We start from the raw sequence: 20,335 nt of genomic DNA, 5'->3' as shown, positions 1-20,335 counted from the left end.
CTTCACGAACTTTGCCGACGGGATGTCACCGAGGGGCCCCGAAAGGCCCCCCGGCACCCGCTCAATCGTCGTCGGTCCTGCTCAGAACCCCACCGCACGACCGCCCCGGCCCTGCGGCCAGCCCCCTGGCGAACCCCCTACGCGAGCGACCACGCGATGCCGTCGAGGATGTCGTGCTCGCTCACGACGACCTCCTCCGCACCGGTCCGCTCCATGATCGCCAGGAGCACCAGGGCCCCGGCCGCGATCACGTCGACCCGGCCCGGGTGCATGGAGGGGACCGCCGCGCGCTCGGCGTGCGTGGAGCGCAGCAGCCAGTCGGTGATCTCCCGGACCCGCTCGCGGGAGACACGGGAGTGGTGGATGACGGCCGAGTCGTACTCCGGCAGCTCCTGCGCGATCGCGGACACCGTCGTCACGGAACCGGCCAGGCCCACCAGCGTGCGCGCCTCGCGCAACGGCACCGCCTGCTCGGCGAGGTCCAGGGCGGCCTCCACGTCGGCCCGTATCGCGGCGACCTGCGCCTCGGTGGGCGGGTCGGTCACCGCGCCGTCGCGCACCAGGTGCCGCTCGGTCATCCGCACGCAGCCGACGTCCACGGAGCGGGCGGCGCGCACGTGGTGGTCGCCGACGACGAACTCGGTGGAGCCGCCGCCGATGTCGACGACCAGGTAGGGCCGGTCGAGGCCGGCGCGGCCGGTCAGCTCCTTCGTCGCGCCGGTGAAGGAGAACTCGGCCTCCTGGTCCCCCGAGATGACCTCCGGCTCCACGCCCAGGATGTCCAGCACCCCGCGCACGAAGTCGTCCCGGTTCTCCGCGTCGCGGGAGGCGGAGGTGGCCACGAAGCGCAGCCGTTCGGCGCCGTGCGCCTTGATGACCTCGGCGTACTCCCGGCAGGCGGCGAAGGTCCGCTCCAGCGCCTCGGGCGCCAGCCGTCCGGTGCGGTCGACGCCCTGCCCGAGCCGCACGATGGTCATGCGGCGGTCCAGGTCGATCAGCTCGCCCGTGGCAGGGTCGGCGTCGGCGACGAGCAGGCGGATGGAGTTCGTACCGCAGTCGACGGCGGCGACCCGGGTCACTGGGCGTCCTCCCCTTCGGTGCCGGTTTCTTCAGTTGCGGAGACCGTCACGCACGGCCCCTTGCGCCACCACTCGGGCAGCATCGCGATCGCCTCGTCGCCCAGCGGGTTGACGCCGGGACCGGCCGCCAGCGAGTGGGCGACCAGGACGTGCAGGCACTTCACGCGGTCCGGCATGCCGCCCGCGCTCGGGAAGCCGGTCAGCTCCTCGATCTCGTCGCGGCGCCGGATGTAGTCCTCGTGCGCCGCGCGGTAGGCGGCCGCCAGCTCCGGGTCGGTGGCCAGGCGCTCGGTCATCTCCTTCATCACGCCGTTCGCCTCCAGCGTGCCGATGGCGGAGGCCGCCTTCGGGCACGTCAGGTAGTACAGCGTGGGGAAGGGCGTGCCGTCGGGCAGCCGCGGCGCCGTCTCCACGACGTCCGGCTGTCCGCACGGGCAGCGGTGCGCGATGGCGCGCAGGCCGCGCGGAGGCCGTCCGAGCTGCTGCTTGAAGGCCGCCACGTCCGCGTCGGTCGGCTCGGTGCGCGGGGTGGTCGGCGGGGGAGTCTGCATGACTGTCTTCTGCTGGTCTTCCTGTTGAGTCGCTGCCGGAGCGGCCGGCGTGATGTGCGTGGCTGCGGGGTCTGCATGGCTGCGTGGTCGGCGGTGCGGGCGTGGTCGGCGTGGTCGGTTCACTGCCGGCGGGCGGCGGCGTCGGCCTTGTCGACCCCGTCCCAGACGTTGCGGTACCAGGGGCGGTCGGCGGCGCCGGCTTCGGCACGGGTCTGCTCGGCCGCCTCCGGGTCGACGACGACGAACCCCGTCTCCCCCGGCATCACGTAGTGCAGCCGCAGCCGGATCTGCTGCTCGGCGTAGGCGTCGTCCTGCCAGCGTGCCTTGAGGTCGCGCAGGTCCTCGACCCGCTGCCGGGTCTCCCGCTGCTCCTGCTGGAGGTCGGCGATCTCGGCGCGCTGGGCGACGTACTGCCGGATCGGGTAGGCCAGGGCCACGACGAGTGAGCAGAGCACCATCGCGAGCAGCGCGGCCCGGCCGGTCAGCCGGGAGCGCCGGGCCTGACGCTTGGTCTGCGAGCGGTAGACCCGGGCCGCGGTCTGCTCCCCGATGATCCGGATCCTGGTCGCGGTGGAGAAACGGTCCCGGTCCTTCACGGCCATCTGGTCTCCGCCTCCCGTGCACGCGCGTACGTCCCCGCACACGGTACGGGACCGGATACGGGGACGTACGTACGACGCTGCCTCTTACGGGGCCTTACCGGGTGGCGCTCAGCCCTTGCTGTGCCTACTGGTTCGCAGAGCGAAACCGCGGGAACGCGCTGCGGCCGGCGTACACCGCGGCGTCGTCGAGGATCTCCTCGATGCGCAGCAGCTGGTTGTACTTGGCGACGCGCTCGGAACGGGCCGGGGCGCCGGTCTTGATCTGGCCGCAGTTGGTGGCGACGGCGAGGTCGGCGATGGTGACGTCCTCGGTCTCGCCGGAGCGGTGGGACATCATGCACTTGAAGCCGTTGCGCTGGGCCAGCTCGACGGCGTCCAGGGTCTCGGTCAGCGAACCGATCTGGTTGACCTTGACGAGCAGGGCGTTGGCCGAGTTCTCCTCGATGCCGCGGGCCAGGCGCTCCGGGTTGGTGACGAACAGGTCGTCGCCGACCAGCTGGACCTTGTCGCCGAGCTTGGCGGTGATGGTCTTCCAGCCGTCCCAGTCGTCCTCGAACAGCGGGTCCTCGATGGAGACCAGCGGGTACGCCTCGACCAGCTCGGCGTAGTACTCGGTCATCTCGGCGGCGGTGCGGTCCTTGCCCTCGAAGGTGTAGGAGCCGTCCTTGTAGAACTCGGACGCGGCGACGTCGAGCGCGAGGGCGATCTGCTCGCCCGGGGTGTAGCCGGCCTCCTTGATCGCCTCGAGGATGAGGTCGAGGGCCTCGCGGTTGGAGCCGAGGTTCGGGGCGAAGCCGCCCTCGTCGCCGAGGCCGGTGGCCAGGCCCTTGTTCTTCAGGACCTTCTTGAGGGTGTGGTAGACCTCGGCGCCCCAGCGCAGGGCCTCGGAGAAGGACTCCGCGCCGATCGGGGCGATCATGAACTCCTGGATGTCCACGTTGGAGTCGGCGTGCGAGCCGCCGTTCAGGATGTTCATCATCGGCACCGGCAGCAGGTGCGCGTTCGGGCCGCCCAGGTAGCGGAAGAGCGGCAGGTCGCTGGCCTCGGAGGCGGCGTGGGCGACGGCGAGGGAGACGCCGAGGATGGCGTTGGCGCCGAGCGAGCCCTTGTTGTCGGTGGCGTCCAGGTCGAACATGGCCTGGTCGATCAGGCGCTGCTCGGTGGCGTCGTAGCCGACCAGCTCCGGGCCGATCTGCTCGATGACGGCCAGGACGGCCTTCTCGACGCCCTTGCCGAGGTAACGGCCCGGGTCGCCGTCACGCAGTTCGATGGCCTCGAAGGCACCCGTGGAGGCGCCGGACGGAACGGCGGCACGACCCGTGCTGCCGTCGTCGAGGCCGACCTCGACCTCGACCGTGGGGTTGCCTCGGGAGTCCAGGATTTCCCGGGCTACGACGACGTCGATGGACGGCACGAGCATCTCCTTCTTCAATGTGACGCTTCGGTGTGACGCGCGGGTCCCGCGGGACCGCGGCGGCTCTGCGGGACCGAGCCTAACCGGCTCCGGGCGATCGGCCAGCCGATCGCCCACCCGCTGGACAGAACCGAGAGTAAATTGTTTCCGAACGGAACAAAGGCGGAATGTGAAAATCCCGCCCCGGTGCGTACGGGGGAACACGCACCGGGGCGGGAGTCGCGGGGGCCGCCGCTCCTTACTTCAGGTGCAGCTGCTGGCCCGGGTAGATCAGGTCGGCGTCGTCGACGATGTCGTCGTTCAGCTTGAACAGCTTCGCCCAGCCGCCCTTGACGTCGTGCTCCGCGGCGATCGAGCTGAGGGTGTCGCCCTTGACGACCTTGTACTCGCCGTCGCCCTTCTCGACCTTCTTGCCGGTCGGGGTGGTGACGGTCTTCTTGGCGGGCTTCTCGGCCTTCGGCTCGGCGGCCGGACGCTCGGAGGAGCGGGAGGCCTTCTGCTCGGTGGAGCGCTCGGCGGTGGAGCCGCCGCTCTGGCTCTGCGAGCTCTCGGAGCTGCCGGAACCGCTGTCCTCGGAGCCGCCACCGGTGTAGGCGGCGCCCGACAGGCCGGTGCCGCAGACCGGCCAGGCACCCTTGCCCTGGCCCGCGAGGACCTTCTCGGCGATCTCGATCTGCTGGGCCTTGCTCGCCTGGTCGGCGGTGGAGGCGTACTGCGTACCGCCGTAGGCGGCCCAGGTGGAGGCGGAGAACTGCAGACCGCCGTAGTAACCGTTGCCGGTGTTGATGGACCAGTTGCCGCCGGACTCGCACTGGGCGACGGCGTCCCACTCGGACGCGGTGGCGGCGGAGGCGTTGCCGGCCGCCATCAGCGGGGCGGCGACGGCGGCACCGGTCACGCCGGCGACGGCGATGACACGGGTGGCCTTGGACGGACGACGGTGCTTGCCCTTGCCGGAAAACAGCATGGTTGATCCCCTCACCGACGCCTGCGAGGTGAGCTGTCGGGTTCGGGCCGGTTGAGTTGCCCGGCCGGGTTCCTCGCGGAACTCGGCTTCACCCCTAGCCGCTCCGGCTCAACTGCCCGGTGCGGCACTTACCTTGGGTCCCCCGCTCCTGCCTGCGGCGCTTGACGCGACGACTGTTCCCGTACGGCCGCTGGCAGGATTCGGCGTTGCGGCTGTCGGGGCCCGCGGTGGCGAGCGGTCATGACCGTAGACACGCGCTCCGCGGATTTTCAAAGACGATCACGGCTTCTGAGACCTATCTCTCACGAGATCCAAAAGGGACATACAGTCTCTAACCGTGACGCGAACTCCCCCTACTTTTCGCCCGATTCGCCCGCGACCGTGAGCGTCTGACCGGGGAGGATGTGGTCCGGGTCGGCGCCGACGACGGTCTTGTTGTCGGCGTACAGCGCACGCCACCCGCCGTCGAGGTCAAGGGAGTCGGCGATGGCCCAGAGGTTGTCGCCGGAGCGGACGGTGTACGAGCCGTCCTCGACCTCTCGCGGTCCACCGTCGCGCGAGGCGTGCCGTCCCGCCGCGTCGCCCCCGCGGGCCTCGTCCGCGGCGCCCTCGTCCGCGCTGTCGCCACGGTGCCGGCCGGAGCCGGACGAGCCCTCGGTGCCCTGTCGTTCGGCACGGGCGCCGGAGTCGGATTCGGTGGATGTGTCCGACTTGGTGGAGGAACCCTCGTCACTCGACGAGCCCTCGGAGGAGGTGCCGGACGACGGGGAAGAAGAGGGCGAAGGGGACGAAGAGGGCGCCCCGGAAGCCGATTCGGAAGCCCCGCCCGCGTCGGCCGAGTCGGTCGCACCGGACGACCGGGAGGACCCCGACGACTCGGACGACTCGGGCGACTGCGACGACTCGGGCGCTTCGGTGGTCGTGGGAGAGGCGGACGATTCGGAACCGTCCGTCTTCCCCGACGTGTCCGAACCCTCCGACGCACCGTCACCGGACGCGTCCGAGCCGCTCGTGGCGCCCGAGTCGTTGCCGAGGCCGGCCAGGAGGCCGCAGGTCGGCCAGGCGGCGATGCCCTGGTCCGCGTGTATCTTCTCGGCGATCCGTATCTGCTGGGAGCGGCTGGCCTGGTCGGCGCTGGGCGCGTAGTCGAGGCCGCCGTACCGCTCCCAGGCATCCTGCGACAGCTGCAGGCCGCCGTAGTACCCGTTGCCGCTGTTCTGGCTCCAGGCGCCGCCGGTCTCGCACTCGGCCACCTGGTCCCAGGTCCCCGAGTCGGCCGCGTGGGCTCCGGTGGCGCCGAGCAGCGGGATCGCGATGGCGGAGCCGGTCACTCCGGCGGCGACGACCAGAGCGGGAGCCTGGCGGGGGCGACGGTGACGACCGTTCCCGGAGAGCATGCGACGACCTTTCACGAGACGACGGGGACCACGCGGCGGATGACGCTCGACACCACGTTGATCCGTGAACGTATAGGGAGATCATCGCTAGTCACAAGTTCATGCCGCGCAGATCACGTGAAGATCACAAAGTTGAGCGCGTGTCACTTTTGCGTCGGTGACCCGCCGTTGTCCGTCGATGACGCGGGCGGCGTGAACGACACGGGCAGGGTGCGCAGACCTCGCATGATGAGGCCGCCGCGCCACCGGAGTTCGGCCGGGTCCGCGGCGAGGCGGAGGTCCGGCAGCCGGGTGAGGAGCGTGGCCAGCGCCGTCTGCCCCTCCAGCCGCGCGAGCGGGGCGCCGAGGCAGTAGTGGATGCCGTGGCCGTACCCGAGGTGCTGGCTGTCGCGGCGGGCGAGGTCCAGGGTGTCCGGGTCGGTGAACCGCTCGGGGTCCCGGTCGGCGGCGGCGAGGACGACGAGGACGGGGTCGCCGGCCGCGACCTGCTGCCCGCCGATGGTGAGCGGCCGGGTGGCGAAGCGCCAGGTGGCCAGCTCCACCGGGCCGTCGTAGCGCAGGAGTTCCTCGACGCCGGTCTCCAGCAGGCCGCGCTCCCCGGCGGCGAGGGACGTCTGCAGCCGCTGCCGCTGCTCGGGGTGGGTGAGCAGGGCGTAGGTGCCGTTGCCGACGAGGTTGACCGTGGTCTCGAACCCTGCGAAGAGCAGGATGAAGGCCATGGCCGCGGCCTCGTTCTCGGTGAGGTGCTCGCCGTGGTCGGAGGCGCGGATCAGGCCGGAGATGAGGTCTTCGCCGGGAGCGGGCTCGGGCGGCAGGGCGGCGCGCTTGCGGTGGATGAGGTCGGCGAGGTAGCCGCGCATCTTCTTCACCGACCGCGCGACGCCGCCCCGTGGGCCTCCGCCGTGACGGATCATCATGCCCGCCCAGTCCCGGAAGTCGTCCTGGTCCTCGCGGGGGACGCCCAGGAGGTCGCAGATGGCGTAGATGGGCAGCGGGAAGGCGAACTCGTGGATCAGGTCGGCGGAACCGGTCTGCGCGAACCGGTCGATGAGGCCGTCGGCCAGCTCCTGCACCCGGGGGGCGAACTCGGCCACCCGGCGGGGTGTGAACGCCTTGCTGACCAGTCGGCGCAGCCGGGTGTGGTCCGGCGGGTCGATGTTCAGCAGATGGGTCATCAGCTCGGCCTTGCGCTCCCCGGGAATGCCGGTCTTGCCCTTGGCGTGCGCGGGCTCGTCGTGGTGCGCCGGGTTCTTGGACAGCCGGGGGTCGGCGAGGGCCTGCTTCGCGTCGGCGTACCGGGTGACCAGCCAGGCCTCCACCCCGCTGGGCAGCCGGGTGCGGTGCACGGGGGCGTGCTCGCGCAGCCAGGCGTAGGCGGGGTAGGGGTCGCTCGCGAACTCCCAGGTGAACAGCTCGGGGACCGGGGCGGAAGAGCTGCCGGTCATCCCTCGACCGCCCTGATGGCGTCCCGGTAGGTGCGGGCCGCCGCTCTCAGGGCCGCCTCCGGGTCGGTGCCCTCGGTCTCGGCGCGGGCGGCGAGGGCGAGGAGTTCGTAGCCGATGCCCTCGCCGGAGGGCAGGGGGACGTCGAGGTGCGCGGTGCGGACGCGGGAGTGGAGCTTGGCGGCGAGGGCGAGGCCGGGCTGGCCGAGGGGGACGCCCTCGGTGACCGAGGTGCGCTGCTTCTCGGCGGCCTTGGTGCGCAACCAGTGGGCGCGGACCTCCTCGGGGGTGTCGGCCCTCTCGTCGCCGAAGACGTGCGGGTGGCGGTGGACGAGTTTGTCGACGATGGTCCCGGCCACGTCGTCGACGGAGAACGGGGCGTCCGGGTCCTCCTCGGCGATGCGGGCGTGGAAGACGACCTGGAGGAGCACGTCGCCCAGCTCCTCGCGCAGTTCGTCGCGGTCGCCGTCCTCGATGGCCTCGACGAGTTCGTACGCCTCCTCGATGGCGTACTTGGCCAGGCCCTTGTGGGTGCGCTGCGAGGACCAGGGGCATTCCAGGCGGATGCGGTCCATGACCTGGACGAGGTCGAGCAGGCGGGCGCCCGGGAGGTCGTAGGAGGCCGGGAGCAGTTCGAGCTCGGGCATCCGGACGCGGCCGGAGCCGGCGAGGCGGGCGAGTCCGTCGGTGAGCGCGGGGTCGCCCTCGCCGGTGGCGACGACCACGACGGTGCGGCCGCCGGCGCAGGCCTCCACCAGTTCCTCGGCGGTGGGGGCCGCCTCGTCGACCCGTATGCCGGCCTCGCGCAGGTAGGGCAGCTGCGGGTGGGTGCCGTCGGCGCACAGGACGCGGTCGGCGGCGCGCAGGGCCTGCCAGGCGGGCCAGGACAGCAGGCCGGGGGCGACGCGGTGGCTGGTGGTGAGCAGGACGATGCGGCCCTGGTCGGGGGTGGTCGGGTCGGCGGTCTTCGCGTTCACTCTCCGAACCTAACGCACACCGCCGACGGCCCCCCGAGTTGTCCACAGGGGGCCGTATCCGTGCGGCTCGGGCGGTTACGCGGGCTGCTGGGCCCCGGCCGCCGCGATCTCCCGCACCCACGGCGTCCCGGTGTCGACGCGGCTGCTCTTCTGGACGTCCCAGGCGCCGTAGCGCGGGTTGAGGTCGATGTCGAGCTTCTTGGAAGCCTCGGACAGGGCCTGCCAGAACTCGGGCCGGCTGGTGTCGGTGCCGAGGCTCTGGGCGAGTTTCTGGGCCTCCAGCTGGACGCGGAGGTTGTCGTCGAGGCGCTCGGGGGCGACGTTGTACTGCTGGAGCCAGACCGTCTCCAGCTGCTCGGGGCTTCCGGCCTGGTCCTCGAGGCCGTCGCGCATGCCCTGCACCTCCTTGCGGCTGACGGTCACGCCGGCGTCCTGGGCGGCGCGGTGCAGGACCCGGTCGAGGACCATGGCGTGCAGGGTGTCGCGGGTGAGGGTGCCGGTCCTGGCGACGACCTGCTGGTACTGGGTGTCGTCCGGGACGGCGGCGCGCTGTGCCTCGCGCACCTCGTCGACGCGGTTCTCCAGCTGGGCGACGGTGATCCGCTGGTCGCCGACGACGGCCGCGGCGCCCGGGTGCGCGTCGTTGCCGCAGGCGGCGAGCAGGGGTGCCGCGGCGGCGATCGCGGCGGTGAGGAGAAGCGCGGAGCGACGGCGGCTGCGGCGGTGCAAGGGAACCTCCCGTTTGGAGATTGTGCGACGGTGCACAAAGTCTTGCGATGATCGATGTTAGGCAGTGGCCCGGCTCTGGCCAACCCATTGGACCAACGATTCATCGGGACTTCGGGCACCGCCTCGCGCCCGCCGCCGTCGGGGGTCGTCAGCCGTGCATCCGGCCGAGCCACTGGAGCGTGCGCCGGATGTCGGCGGCGAGCGGGTGGCCGGGGCCGTGGACGCGCTCCACGTCGTGCAGCAGCCGGGCCAGCGTGTCGTGGGCGGCGGCGCGGTCGCCGAGGGCGAGCAGGAGGTGGCCGATGCGGCGGCGCACGTCGTGGGCGAGGTCGGGGTCGCCGGCGACGTACTGGTTTTCGTAGTACGGCAGCAGCGCGCGGTACTCCGCGAGGGCGGCGGCAGGTTCACCGAGTTGTTCCAGGCACTGGGCGGCGTCGTAGCGGTGGCGCAGGGACTGCGGATCGGCCTGGCCGGCCTCGGCGGCGCGTTCGTCGGCGAGGCGGCGCAGTTCGGGCAGGGCGCGCCGGTACTGGCCGTCGTTCATGAGGGTCGCGGCGTACTGCTTGCGCAGGGTGCGTACGACCGGGGAGCGTTCGCCGTGCTGGTCGGCGGCGGCGGGCAGGATGGCGCCGAGGACGTCGACGGCCTGGGTGATGCGGCCCTCGCCGAGGAGGCGCTTGACGTCGTCGACGGCGCGGGCGACGTCCGGCTTCCCGGCGTCGGCGGCGGGCGTGACGGGGGCGGGTCGCGGCGCGGGGGTGCGGGCGCGGTCGGGCCAGGGGGCGTGCGGGCGTACGAAGGGGCGGGTGGGGTCCAGGGGGCCGCCGGTGGGTACGCCGCGTGCGGGCAGCAGCGGCGCCAGGTGCTCGTAGACCTCCTGGGCGGAGGCGGGGCGGTGCTGCGGGTCCTTGGCGAGCAGGCGCAGGACCAGGGTTTCGAGTGTGTCGGGGACCTCGGGGCGGATGCGGCGCACGGGCAGCGGCGGCTCGTACAGGTGCCGGTGCAGCACGCCGAGTGCCGTCGAGCCCGCGAACGGGACCTCGCCGCTGAGCAGTTCGTGCAGCAGCACGCCGAGCGCGTACAGGTCGGTGTACGGGCCGACGGCGCCGCCCATGGCCTGCTCGGGCGCCATGTAGGCGGGCGAGCCGATGGGGGTGCCGGTGTGGGTGAGGCGGGTGGTGTCGGCGTCCATGACGGAGGCGACGCCGAGGTCGAGGACGGTGACGGCGCCGTCCTGTCCGACCATCACGTTGCGCGGTTTGAGGTCGCGGTGGACGATCGGCACGGCGTGCACGGCGCTCAGGACGGCGCACAGCTGGGCGGCGACCGCGACGGCCCACTGCCACGGGTAGGGCTCGTGCTCGGCGAGGTGGTCGGAGAGGTCGGCGCCGTCGACGTACTGCATGACGAGGAACAGCTCCTCGCCCTCGCTGCCCGCGTCGTGCACCGTGACCAGGCCGGGGTGGTCGACCTGTGCGGTGATGCGGCACTCGCGCACGAAGCGGCGGCGCAGTTCGTCGGCCTCGTGCCCGGCCACCTTGTCGGGGCGCAGCAGCTTCACCGCCACGCGCCGGTCCAGGCGCCGGTCGTAGGCCGTCCAGACCTGTCCCATGCCGCCCTGGCCGATGAGCGTGGACAGCTCGTACCGGCCGGCGACGACGCGTCCTGCCGTCACGGTCACCGTCCGCCCCGGGGGCCGGCGTCGTGGCCGTCGTGGCCGCCGCCGTCGTGGCTGCGCAGGTAGTCGCTGAGTTCGTCGAGTTCGGCGCGGACCTGGTCGATGCGGGCGGGGGCGGGGTGGTGCTGCGGCGGGGCCTGGTACGGCGGGACCGGCGGCTGCACGGGGGCGGGGGCCGGGGCGTAGGGGTACGGAGGCTGCGGATGTCCGTAGCCGGGTGTCGGCGGCAGCGGCATCGGGGGCAGGTGGGCGGGGTGGGGCGGCTGCCGGTGGTGGCTGATGTCCGCGTACAGGAAGTACCCGGCGCAGGCGCAGGCGTTGAGCAGCAGGATGATCATGCCGGTGGTGCCGGCCGGGGTGCTGAAGTCGTCGGTGTCGTCGGTGGCCAGGAAGCAGAAGCTGACCACCAGGAGGGCGGCCGACGCCGCGAAGGCCCACCAGTCGCGCGGCCGCCGGGTCACGATGGCCACGTACAGGGTCGAGATCCAGGCGAGGAACCCGATGCTCAGCAGGGGCAGGGCCACGAAGAAGACGCGCAGCAGGACCAGCACCGCGGTGGCGGGGCGGCGCGGCGGCGGTGGCGGCGCATAGCCGTGGCCGTGCATGACTTCTCCCGAAGACCTGAAGAGACGGACGCGCACCGGCCGTCGACCGGTGCGGAGTCGAGCGTATAGGCCGACACGGACAAGCGGCCCCGGGTTGTACCGAACCGTTGTCGTCCTGGTCACCCGGCCCGTGCGGACCGCTCAGTCGGGGGCGACCGTGCCGTCCGTGAGCCCGTCGTACATGCCGCGCACCAGCTGCTCCCCCAGGCGGCCCGCGAGCCGCAGCGCGCGCTCGAACTCGTCGAGGGCGCGGAAGCGGTCGCCGTAGCCGCGCTGGGCGTCGAGCGGGAGGCGGGGCAGTTGGAGGCGCCGCACGTCGAGGCGGGTGGCGGTGGAGGCGTAGCTGCTGGCCTGCCGGTGGTTGGCGGTGCCACGCAGGAACCCGGCGAGGAACCAGGGGTCGAGGGCGGCGGGGTCGGGGCGCAGGAGCACGAGGTTGCGTCCCAGGGCGGCGCCGGCGGTGGTGTCGTCGACCACGCGCGCGACCGTGCCGCCGCCGAGGACGGGGACGACGACGTCGCCGGGTCGGGTCAGCACGGGCTCCTCGTCGCTCTCCGGGAGGGTGCCCGTGGGGCCGGTGCCGGTGAGGACGTCGTGGTCGGTGAGCACGGGCACGCGCGCGTGGCCGCCGTGGGTGCCGGTGCGCAGGGTCAGGGCGCCGCCGCGGGCGAGTTCGCCGACGGTGGTGAGGGGCCGACGGGGAGCGGCGCGTCCGGTGGCGGGGGCGGCGGGAGTGAGCCGCGCGGTCAGGCGCAGGGTCTCGTCCAGGTGCTCGCGTACGTCCGTGAGCCGTCCGGTGTCGCCGGCGGCGGTGGGGGGCGGCAGGTGGCGGGCGGGGGCCAGGTCGACGTCGTCGTCGAGGAGTTCGATGACGGGCAGGCAGCGGGCCAGGCCCGGCCGGTCGTCGAGCCGGCCGGTGCGGTCGAAGTCGTTCCAGGCGTCGAGCACGGCGTCCCGCACGGACCGCCAGTCCGGTCCGCCGCGTCCCTCCCCGGCGAACTGCCCGGCGTCGGCGAGCAGTACCTCGGGCTGCGCGGGGGCCTTCTCGGGCCGGCGCAGCACCCACAGGTGCAGGGGGATGTTGTACGGGGGTGCCGCGCCGACCGGCAGGGCGATCACGGCGCGCAGGGCACCCCGGCGCAGCAGGTCGGCGCGGATCCGGCGGCCGGAGCGGCGGGAGGCGGCGGCGGGCGGCATGAGGACGACGACGGTGCCGCCGTCCCGGACGCGGGCCAGGGCGTGCTGCACCCAGGCCAGTTCGGACTCGGTGCGGGCCGGGAAGCCGTACTCCCAGCGGGGGTCGTAGGCGAGTTCGTCGTGGCCCCAGTTGCGTTCGTTGAACGGCGGATGGCACAGGGCGGCGTCGGCGCGCAGGCCGGGGAGGGCGTCGGCGCGCAGGCTGTCGCCGGCGGCGATGCGCACGGTGGCGTCCGTGCTGAGGGCGAGCCGGAGCGTGGTGAGGGCGGTCAGTGCGGGGTCGTCGTCCTGGCCGTACAGCTCCTGCCCGGGGCTGGGGGTGGTGGCGACGGCGGCGCGGAGCAGGGTTCCGGTGCCGCAGGCGGGGTCGAGGACCGTGCGGGCGGGGCCGGCGAGTTCGGCCATCAGCCCGGCGAGGGGACCCGGGGTGAGCGTGTACTGCCGCGGGTTGGCGTCGAGGTGCCGGCCGAGCAGGAACTCGTAGGCCTTGCGGGCGCCCGGTCCGGCGGCGAGTTCGGCGGCGCCGCGCAGGAGGGGGACGGAGGGGAGCAGGCGGGGGCCGATCGGGGTGGTGACGGCGCGTTCGGGCGCCGGGCCGAAGCGGGCGTCGAGCACCTGGTCGAGGGCGGCGGGGAGCATGGCGGCGAGGCGTTCGTCGGAGCCGGCGCTCGCGTCCAGCCACAGGGTCGGGCGGTCGTGGATCAGCAGGAGGACGCAGCCGGTGTGCACGAGGGCGGTGACCGGTCCCTCGGGGTGGCCGGCGAGTTGCTGCCAGACGCGTTCGCGTGGGGGTACCTCGGCGAGTTTGCCCTGGGCGCGCAGCCATGTCTCGACGTCGGCGAGGGCGAAGGACGGGCTGGTCTCGGTGCCGCCGACGGGTTTGGGGAAGTCGGCGTGGCGGCGGCGCCAGTTGCTGACGGCGGCGCGGCCGACGCCGGCGAGCCGCGCGATACCGGCGGCGGTCACCTCGGTTCCGTCTGTCGCCTTGTCTGTCGCCTTGTCCTGCACGCTCGGGCCCCCTCGTCCTGGTCGTGTGAGGCCGATCCTACCGATGGACACGAACCACCCCGATTCACGGTGTGCACCGCCTTGCCGCTGTGAACCGTGTTGACTCGGTTCACAGCCTCTGCTCTTATTGACGCATCGAACCGCACACCGGGCCTGACCGACAGGCTTCCGGTCGACGCGGTCATCAACTGATCTGTCTCTGGGGAGAGGACCGACGTCATGGGCATGAAGACCAAGATCGCGCTGGGGGCCGTGGTGGGGATCGCCGTCATCGGCGCGATGTCGGCGAACTCGGGCGACGGGGACGGGGACGGCGGCGCCAAGAGCGACGGCCGGACCTCCGCGAGCGCGGGCGAGAAGTCGGGCGACGGCGCGAAGGCCGACGGGGGGAAGGCGGACGGCGCCTCCGACGCGAAGCCCGCCGAGGACAAGGCCGTCGAGAAGGCGTCCCAGGCCGAGCAGTTCAAGGCGTTCGTGCAGAAGAACGGCTCACCCAACGAGAAGGACGCCGTCTCCCACGTCACCAAGGTGCAGGGCGCCGACGAGCAGAACGACATCCTCGACGCCGCCGACGTCTACACCGACTTCACCGGCGGCATCATGGGCGAGGGCACGGGCCCGGCCAAGCTGATCGCCTCGGCGTTCGCCGACTGGAAGGACAGCGAGAACGGCCTCGTCACCATCTACGACGCCGAGGGCGAGCTCCTCGGCAACGGCCAGTTCTGACCGGCTGCGGCTACAGCGCGTGCCGCATCCACACGTTCGGCTCGACGTACACCGCGTACCCGCGCTCCGGTTCGCAGCGCACCGGCACCAGGGCGCCGGGGACCTCGACGTCCCCGGCGGTGTCGAAGGGCAGTCCCGTCCACCCCCGCCACTCCTCCAGCGAGCCGGAGACGGTCATGGAGGCCGGGGCCACGGAGTCGAGGGTGGCGCCGGCCCGAGCGTGGACGCGCAGCCAGGGGTCGTGGGGCAGGCCGTCGGGGCGCAGGCGCCGGGCGTACTCCTCGATGGGGGCGTGCGGTTCGAGGTGCTTGGCGCTGGGCCGGACGGGGGCGACGACCTCGCGGAAACCGCGGGCGCGGGCGTTGTCCCGCATGGCGGCGAGCATCCGGCCGGACAGGCCGCGCCCCTGGGCGCGCGGGGCGACGGTGACGGAGATGGCGCTGACGGTGTCCGGGCGGACCCCGCGGCGCAGGTCGCCGAAGGCCCAGACGAGCACCTCGCTCCAGCCCCGTGCGGGCAGCCTCCCGCGTTCCTCCGTGTGCAGGGCGAACGGCACGCTGTGCCCGTGGGCGACGACCTCGCCGTGCTCGTCCTCGGCGAACTGCACGTACTCGGGCAGTTCCGCGGCGATGCGGGGGAAGTGGGCGTTGCCCGAGAGGTCCTCGACGGCGAACGCCGGCCAGCTGTCGGCCATGTCCCGGATCCGGTCCCGCATCTCCGGGCGTTCGGCGAGACTCCATATCTGCGGCTTCATGGGGGCAAGGTAGGCGGGAGGGCCGACGACTCGAAAGCGGTTTGCCTCACCGCCCCCGGGCCTTCAGCCGCCGCACTGCTCCGCCATCGTCGTCTTGTCCGCCTTCGTCACCGCCAGTTCGTACTTGGCGGCCACCTGCGCGAACCGCACCGCGTACGCGCAGCGGATCGTCCTGCTGGGCGGCAGCCAGGAGGCCGGGCCCGAGTCCCGCTTGGCGGAGTTGGCGCGGCCCTCGACGGGGAGCAGGTTGAGCGGATCGTTGGCCAGCTGCTCCCGCTTGCTCTCCGGCCAGCGCGAGGAACCCATCTGCCAGCTGTACGACAACGGCACGACGTGGTCGATCTGGACCTCGCTCGCCTTCTGCTTGCGCCACTCGATGCTCGTCCCGGTGTACGGGTCGTCCAGCGTCATGGCGATGACCACACAGTCGGAGCCGGACCGGAAACGCACCTTCTGGCCATCGCGTTTCAGCAGGTCGTTCCGGGTGTCGCAGCCGTTGCGGGCGAGTGGGACGCCGTCGGCGGTGTCCATCCAGGCGTAGCCGAACTCGTCGCGGTCGTACCCCGTCTTCGGGCCGCGCCCCTTGGTGGTCAGGCCGTCGATCAGCTTGCGGGCCTCGGTGCGCGGGCCGTCGCCCGTGACCGGGGCGAGGCCCGGCCCGGTGCCGTCCGGGTTGTCCAGCGGGCTCGCGGCACGGCCCGCCGCGGGAGCCTCGGCGCCGCCGCCCGAGGCAGGGGTGTCGCCGTCCGCCTCCAGGCCCTCGCAGCCGGTCACCAGGGCCAGGGCGAGGACCGCGCCCGCGGCCCACCCGGTACGGATCCTGCTGTGCCGCCTCATGCGCGCCCCTCCCCTTGCCCGTTCGCGGCAACCACCGTAGCGAGGGAGAAGGCCGCACCATACCGTGCCTTAGATGGTCTTTAGTGGGCACACGAGACATATCTGTCGTACGGTCGACAGTGAGTCACGTCTCGGAAGGAGCTCTGCATGGGCATCCTCGACAAGATGAAGAGCATGGCCGGCAAGGACAAGGACAGGTCAAGGAAGATGTCCGACGCCGCCGAACGCCAGGTCAATCAGAGGACCGGCGGCAAGTACGAGAAGCAGGTCGACGCCGCGCAGCAGCAGGCCGAGGGCAAGCTCGGCTTCGGGCGCGAGCAGGGCGGCCGGGAGCAGCAGTAAGCGCTCCCCGCAACCGGACACGTCGAAGCCGTCCACGGAACTGTCCCCGTGGACGGCTTCTCCGTGGCCGGCTTCTTCTCGGTCGGCTTCTTCTCGGTCGGCTTCTTCTCGGCCGAGCCCCGGCCCCGGGTGCTACGAACCCAGGATCGAAGTGAGGAACTCGCCCACCCAGCCGAGCAGTTCCCGCCCGACCAGCGGCTTGCCGCCCACCTTCGCCGTCTTCGGACGCGGTACGAGCACCTGGTGGGTGCCCGCCTTGATGACGCTGCCGGGGTAGAGCCGCTTGAGCCTCAGCTCCTGGGACTCGCGCAACTCCACCGGCGCGAAGCGGATGTTGTTGCCCTGGAGCACGACCTCTCCGACGGCGCACGCCCGCGCGAGCATGCGCAGGCCGGCCACCAGCAGCAGGTTCTCCACCGGCTCCGGCAGCTTGCCGTAGCGGTCGACCAGCTCCTCCCGTACGGCCTTGATGTCCTCCTCGCTGTTGGCGGAGGCGATGGACCGGTACGCCTGGAGGCGCAGCCGCTCGCCGGGCGCGTAGTCGTGCGGGACGTGCGCGTCGACGGGCAGCTCGATCTTGACCTCCAGCGGCGGCTCCTCCTCGACCCCGCCCTCCAGAGAGGCCCGGTAGTCGGCGACGGCCTCGCCGACCATGCGCACGTACAGGTCGAAGCCGACCCCGGCGATGTGTCCGGACTGCTCGCCGCCCAGCAGATTGCCCGCGCCGCGGATCTCCAGGTCCTTCATCGCCACGTACATGCCCGCGCCCATCTCGGTGTGCTGGGCGATGGTGGCGAGCCGCTCGTGAGCGGTCTCCGTCAGGGGCTTCTCCGGCGGGTAGAGGAAGTACGCGTACCCGCGCTCGCGGCCCCGGCCGACACGGCCGCGCAACTGGTGGAGCTGGCTGAGGCCGAAGTTGTCGCCGCGCTCGACGATGAGGGTGTTGGCGTTGGAGATGTCGATGCCGGACTCGACGATGGTGGTGGAGACCAGTACGTCGAACTTCTTCTCCCAGAAGTCGACGACGACCTGCTCCAGGGCCTGCTCCGACATCTGGCCGTGGGCGGTGGCGATGCGTGCCTCGGGGACGATCTCGCGCAGCTTGGCCGCCGCGCGGTCGATGGACTCGACGCGGTTGTGGATGTAGAAGACCTGGCCCTCGCGCAGCAGCTCGCGGCGGATGGCGGCGCCGATCTGCTTGTGCTCGTAGGGGCCGACGAAGGTCAGCACCGGGTGGCGCTCCTCCGGCGGGGTGGTGATCGTGGACATCTCGCGGATGCCGGTGACCGCCATCTCCAGGGTGCGCGGGATGGGGGTGGCGGACATGGTCAGCACGTCGACGTTGGCGCGCAGCTTCTTGAGCTGCTCCTTGTGCTCGACGCCGAAGCGCTGCTCCTCGTCGACGATGACCAGGCCCAGGTCCTTGAACTTGGTCTCCGAGGAGAACAGGCGGTGGGTGCCGATGACGATGTCCACCGAGCCCTCGCGCAGCCCTTCCAGGGTCGCCTTCGACTCGGTGTCGGTCTGGAAGCGGGACAGCGCCTTCACGTTCACCGGGAACTGCGCGTAGCGCTCGCTGAACGTGCCGAAGTGCTGCTGCACCAGCAGCGTGGTGGGGACGAGGACGGCGACCTGCTTGCCGTCCTGGACGGCCTTGAAGGCGGCGCGGACCGCGATCTCCGTCTTGCCGTAGCCGACGTCGCCGCAGATCAGGCGGTCCATCGGGACCGTCTTCTCCATGTCGTCCTTGACCTCGGCGATGGTGGTGAGCTGGTCCGGCGTCTCCGCGTAGGGGAAGGCGTCCTCCAGCTCGCGCTGCCAGGGGGTGTCCGCGCCGAACGCGTGGCCCGGCGCCGCCATCCGCGCGCTGTAGAGCTTGATCAGGTCGGCGGCGATCTCCTTGACCGCCTTCTTGGCGCGCGCCTTGGTCTTGGTCCAGTCGGCGCCGCCGAGCCGGTGCAGGGTGGGGGCCTCGCCGCCGACGTACTTGGTGATCTGCTCCAGCTGGTCGGTGGGGATGTAGAGGCGGTCGCCGGGCTGGCCGCGCTTGGCGGGCGCGTACTCCACGACCAGGTACTCGCGGGTGGCGCCCTGGACGGTGCGCTGCACCATCTCGATGTAGCGGCCGACGCCGTGCTGCTCGTGGACGATGTAGTCGCCGGCCTCCAGGGTGAGCGGGTCGATGGTCTTGCGGCGCCGGGCCGGCATCCGGGCGCCCTCGCGTCCCGCGGCCTTCTGACCGGTCAGGTCGGTCTCGGTGAGCACGGCCAGCTTGAGTACCGGGTCGACGAAGCCGTGGTCGATCGAGCCGCAGGAGACGTGCACGACCGAGGGGCTGAGGGTGCCGAGGTCCTGGTCGAGGCGGGCGGCGATGCCCTCGCCGCCGAGGACCTCGACGGTGCGGGAGGCGGGGCCGTGGCCCTCGGTGAGGTAGACCGCGCGCCAGCCGTCGGCGAGCCAGCCCTTGGTGTCGGCCAGCGCCTTGGCGGTGTCGCCGCGGTAGGTCTCGGGGGCGTGCATGCCGAGCTTGAGGGTGTCCGAGTCGCCCGCCGTGCCGGCGTCGGACGTCAGCGTCTCGTCGGCGGCGAAGGGAGAGACCGACCACCACATCATGTCCAGCTCGCGGGCCCGCTCCCGGACGTCGGCGATGGACCACAGGGAGGCCGCGTTCACGTCGATCGGGGCCTCGCCGCCGCCCGCGGTGGCCGCCCAGGAGGCCTGGAGGAACTCCTGCGACGTCGCGACCAGGTCGGCGGCCCGGGTCCGCACCCGCTCCGGGTCGCAGACCACGGACATCGAGCCCTTGGGCAGTACGTCGAGCAGCAGCTCCATGTCGTCGACGAGGACGGGGGCCAGGGACTCCATGCCCTCCACCGCGATGCCCTCGGCGATCTTGCCGAGCAGTTCGCCCAGCTCGGGGTGGTCCTCGGCGAGGGCGGCGGCGCGCTCGCGCACGTCCTGGGTCAGCAGCAGCTCACGGCAGGGCGGGGCCCACAGGCCGTGTTCGGCGACCTCCAGGGAGCGCTGGTCGGCGACCTTGAAGTAACGGATCTCCTCGACGTCGTCGCCCCAGAACTCGACCCGGAGCGGGTGCTCCTCGGTCGGCGGGAAGACGTCCAGGATGCCGCCGCGCACGGCGAACTCGCCGCGCTTCTCGACCAGCTCGACGCGCGCGTACGCGGCCGCGGCCAGGGCCTCGACGATCTCTTCCAGGTCGGCGCTCTGTCCGGTGCGCAGGGCCACGGGCTCCAGGTCGCCCAGGCCCTTGACCTGCGGCTGGAGCACGGAGCGTACGGGGGCGACGACGACGGAGACCGGGCCGGTCTCCGGGTCGTCGGGGCGCGGGTGGGCCAGGCGGCGCAGGACGGCGAGGCGGCGGCCGACGGTGTCGCTGCGGGGGCTGAGGCGCTCGTGCGGAAGGGTCTCCCAGGAGGGGTACTCCACGACGCCCTCGGGCGGCAGCAGGGAGCGCAGGGCCGCCGCCAGGTCCTCGGCCTCGCGGCCCGTCGCCGTCACCGCCAGCACCGGGCGGCCCGTGTCGCGGGCCAGGGCGGCGATCGCGAAGGGGCGGGCCGCGGGTGGGCCGACGAGGTCGACGTGCATGCGGTTGCCGTCTGCGGCCGCGGTGATCGCTTCCGCGAGGGCGGTGTCCTTGACGACGGCGTCGAGCAGACCGTGCAGGCTCATTGAAGGGGCGCTTCCGTCCTGGGGTGGACAACACGAGTAACCCGACACGGTGAGGGCCGGGGGTGTCCAGGTTACGTCGGTCTGCTCGACTGCGTCGGGGGCTGTGGACGACGCCGGATGCGTGGTGGCCGGCGCCACGGTGGCCGTACCAGGGGGCTCCGCCCCCTGGAACCCCCGGGCCTATGGCCACCCACCACCCGACTCGGTGGGCTGAAAACCGAACGCCCGGGGTGACGAACGGCCCGGGGGCGGAGGCCGCGGTGCCCCCTGGGACCGGCCCCGGGCCACGGACGACTCGGGGGCCGAAAGCCGCGGCGCCCCTGGCACAGGCCCCCGGCTTCGC

General features: G+C 72.5%; 17 protein-coding genes and 1 riboswitch. Of the genes, 2 read left to right on the top strand and 15 right to left on the bottom strand.

The window, feature by feature from the left end:
* Nucleotides 1-137: 137 nt before the first annotated feature.
* The 12 genes from D1J63_RS21965 to D1J63_RS21910 form a co-directional block, all read right to left on the bottom strand.
* Entirely contained in the window at nt 138-1,079 is a 942-nt protein-coding gene (locus tag D1J63_RS21965; protein WP_125631033.1) for a Ppx/GppA phosphatase family protein, read from the bottom strand.
* Nucleotides 1,076-1,630 (bottom strand): DUF501 domain-containing protein, encoded by a 555-nt coding sequence (locus D1J63_RS21960; RefSeq protein WP_125631031.1) that lies wholly within the window; start codon nt 1,628-1,630, stop codon nt 1,076-1,078. Before D1J63_RS21960 ends, D1J63_RS21965 begins: the two co-directional genes overlap by 4 nt.
* 119 nt (nt 1,631-1,749) lie before the next feature.
* Nucleotides 1,750-2,232 carry a cell division protein DivIC gene (gene divIC / locus D1J63_RS21955; protein WP_164419631.1) on the bottom strand — a complete coding sequence of 161 codons (483 nt, stop codon included), beginning with the start codon at nt 2,230-2,232 and terminating at the stop codon, nt 1,750-1,752.
* Between the two features lie 124 nt (nt 2,233-2,356).
* Nucleotides 2,357-3,646 carry a phosphopyruvate hydratase gene (gene eno, locus D1J63_RS21950; protein WP_125631027.1) on the bottom strand — a complete coding sequence of 430 codons (1,290 nt, stop codon included), beginning with the start codon at nt 3,644-3,646 and terminating at the stop codon, nt 2,357-2,359.
* 238 nt (nt 3,647-3,884) lie between these two features.
* Nucleotides 3,885-4,613 (bottom strand): resuscitation-promoting factor protein RpfA, encoded by a 729-nt coding sequence (rpfA, locus tag D1J63_RS21945; protein WP_125631025.1) that lies wholly within the window; start codon nt 4,611-4,613, stop codon nt 3,885-3,887.
* A 3-nt stretch (nt 4,614-4,616) separates the two neighbouring features.
* A riboswitch (cyclic di-AMP (ydaO/yuaA leader) is annotated at nt 4,617-4,783 on the bottom strand.
* Between the two features lie 183 nt (nt 4,784-4,966).
* Complete coding sequence (locus tag D1J63_RS21940) at nt 4,967-6,010, bottom strand: transglycosylase family protein (RefSeq protein ID WP_125631023.1); 1,044 nt, start codon at nt 6,008-6,010, stop codon at nt 4,967-4,969.
* Between the two features lie 143 nt (nt 6,011-6,153).
* Nucleotides 6,154-7,455 (bottom strand): cytochrome P450, encoded by a 1,302-nt coding sequence (locus D1J63_RS21935; protein ID WP_125631021.1) that lies wholly within the window; start codon nt 7,453-7,455, stop codon nt 6,154-6,156.
* Nucleotides 7,452-8,429, bottom strand: coding sequence for a nucleoside triphosphate pyrophosphohydrolase (locus D1J63_RS21930; RefSeq protein WP_125631019.1), 978 nt, complete (start codon nt 8,427-8,429; stop codon nt 7,452-7,454). Before D1J63_RS21930 ends, D1J63_RS21935 begins: the two co-directional genes overlap by 4 nt.
* Nucleotides 8,430-8,504: 75 nt before the next feature.
* Nucleotides 8,505-9,158, bottom strand: a complete 654-nt coding sequence (locus D1J63_RS21925; protein WP_125631017.1) for a SurA N-terminal domain-containing protein — start codon at nt 9,156-9,158, stop codon at nt 8,505-8,507.
* 148 nt (nt 9,159-9,306) lie between these two features.
* Nucleotides 9,307-10,797 carry a serine/threonine protein kinase PkaE gene (gene pkaE, locus D1J63_RS21920; RefSeq protein ID WP_277601477.1) on the bottom strand — a complete coding sequence of 497 codons (1,491 nt, stop codon included), beginning with the start codon at nt 10,795-10,797 and terminating at the stop codon, nt 9,307-9,309.
* A 38-nt stretch (nt 10,798-10,835) separates the two neighbouring features.
* Nucleotides 10,836-11,441: a hypothetical protein gene (locus D1J63_RS21915; RefSeq protein WP_125631013.1), complete on the bottom strand. Its 606-nt coding sequence runs from the start codon at nt 11,439-11,441 to the stop codon at nt 10,836-10,838.
* 141 nt (nt 11,442-11,582) lie between these two features.
* On the bottom strand, nt 11,583-13,604 hold the full coding sequence (locus D1J63_RS21910; RefSeq protein WP_164712918.1) for an N-6 DNA methylase: 2,022 nt from the start codon (nt 13,602-13,604) through the stop codon (nt 11,583-11,585).
* 261 nt (nt 13,605-13,865) lie between these two features.
* Between D1J63_RS21910 and D1J63_RS21905 the strand changes: the two genes are divergently transcribed.
* Nucleotides 13,866-14,372 (top strand): hypothetical protein, encoded by a 507-nt coding sequence (locus tag D1J63_RS21905; RefSeq protein WP_125631009.1) that lies wholly within the window; start codon nt 13,866-13,868, stop codon nt 14,370-14,372.
* A gap of 10 nt (nt 14,373-14,382) precedes the next feature.
* On the opposite strand, the gene D1J63_RS21900 is transcribed toward D1J63_RS21905, so the two are convergent.
* Together D1J63_RS21900 and D1J63_RS21895 are read right to left on the bottom strand one after the other, a co-directional pair.
* The gene (locus tag D1J63_RS21900; RefSeq protein ID WP_125631007.1) at nt 14,383-15,126 is read right to left on the bottom strand and encodes an N-acetyltransferase; all 744 of its coding nucleotides are present in this window, start codon (nt 15,124-15,126) and stop codon (nt 14,383-14,385) included.
* A gap of 63 nt (nt 15,127-15,189) precedes the next feature.
* Nucleotides 15,190-15,963 (bottom strand): HNH endonuclease family protein, encoded by a 774-nt coding sequence (locus D1J63_RS21895; protein ID WP_125631005.1) that lies wholly within the window; start codon nt 15,961-15,963, stop codon nt 15,190-15,192.
* A 147-nt stretch (nt 15,964-16,110) separates the two neighbouring features.
* On the opposite strand from D1J63_RS21895, the gene D1J63_RS21890 reads away from it, so the two are divergent.
* Nucleotides 16,111-16,305, top strand: coding sequence for an antitoxin (locus tag D1J63_RS21890; protein WP_125631003.1), 195 nt, complete (start codon nt 16,111-16,113; stop codon nt 16,303-16,305).
* A gap of 132 nt (nt 16,306-16,437) precedes the next feature.
* Here D1J63_RS21890 and mfd read toward each other — a convergent pair whose 3' ends face one another.
* Complete coding sequence (gene mfd, locus D1J63_RS21885; protein ID WP_125631001.1) at nt 16,438-19,992, bottom strand: transcription-repair coupling factor; 3,555 nt, start codon at nt 19,990-19,992, stop codon at nt 16,438-16,440.
* Between the last annotated feature and the right edge of the window lie 343 nt (nt 19,993-20,335).

Source organism: Streptomyces sp. KPB2, assembly GCF_003950055.1.
GTDB classification, from domain to species: Bacteria; Actinomycetota; Actinomycetes; order Streptomycetales; family Streptomycetaceae; genus Streptomyces; species Streptomyces salinarius.
This window is presented reverse-complemented; position numbering and strand designations above follow the sequence as displayed.

Coding starts and splice junctions, on each gene's coding strand:
- mfd (WP_125631001.1), bottom strand. CDS start 19,992: ATGAGCCTGCACGGTCTGCTCGACGCCGTCGTCAAGGACACCGCCCTC.
- D1J63_RS21935 (WP_125631021.1), bottom strand. CDS start 7,455: ATGACCGGCAGCTCTTCCGCCCCGGTCCCCGAGCTGTTCACCTGGGAG.
- D1J63_RS21890 (WP_125631003.1), top strand. CDS start 16,111: ATGGGCATCCTCGACAAGATGAAGAGCATGGCCGGCAAGGACAAGGAC.
- divIC (WP_164419631.1), bottom strand. CDS start 2,232: ATGGCCGTGAAGGACCGGGACCGTTTCTCCACCGCGACCAGGATCCGG.
- D1J63_RS21940 (WP_125631023.1), bottom strand. CDS start 6,010: ATGCTCTCCGGGAACGGTCGTCACCGTCGCCCCCGCCAGGCTCCCGCT.
- D1J63_RS21960 (WP_125631031.1), bottom strand. CDS start 1,630: ATGCAGACTCCCCCGCCGACCACCCCGCGCACCGAGCCGACCGACGCG.
- rpfA (WP_125631025.1), bottom strand. CDS start 4,613: ATGCTGTTTTCCGGCAAGGGCAAGCACCGTCGTCCGTCCAAGGCCACC.
- D1J63_RS21900 (WP_125631007.1), bottom strand. CDS start 15,126: ATGAAGCCGCAGATATGGAGTCTCGCCGAACGCCCGGAGATGCGGGAC.
- D1J63_RS21905 (WP_125631009.1), top strand. CDS start 13,866: ATGGGCATGAAGACCAAGATCGCGCTGGGGGCCGTGGTGGGGATCGCC.
- D1J63_RS21895 (WP_125631005.1), bottom strand. CDS start 15,963: ATGAGGCGGCACAGCAGGATCCGTACCGGGTGGGCCGCGGGCGCGGTC.
- D1J63_RS21915 (WP_125631013.1), bottom strand. CDS start 11,441: ATGCACGGCCACGGCTATGCGCCGCCACCGCCGCCGCGCCGCCCCGCC.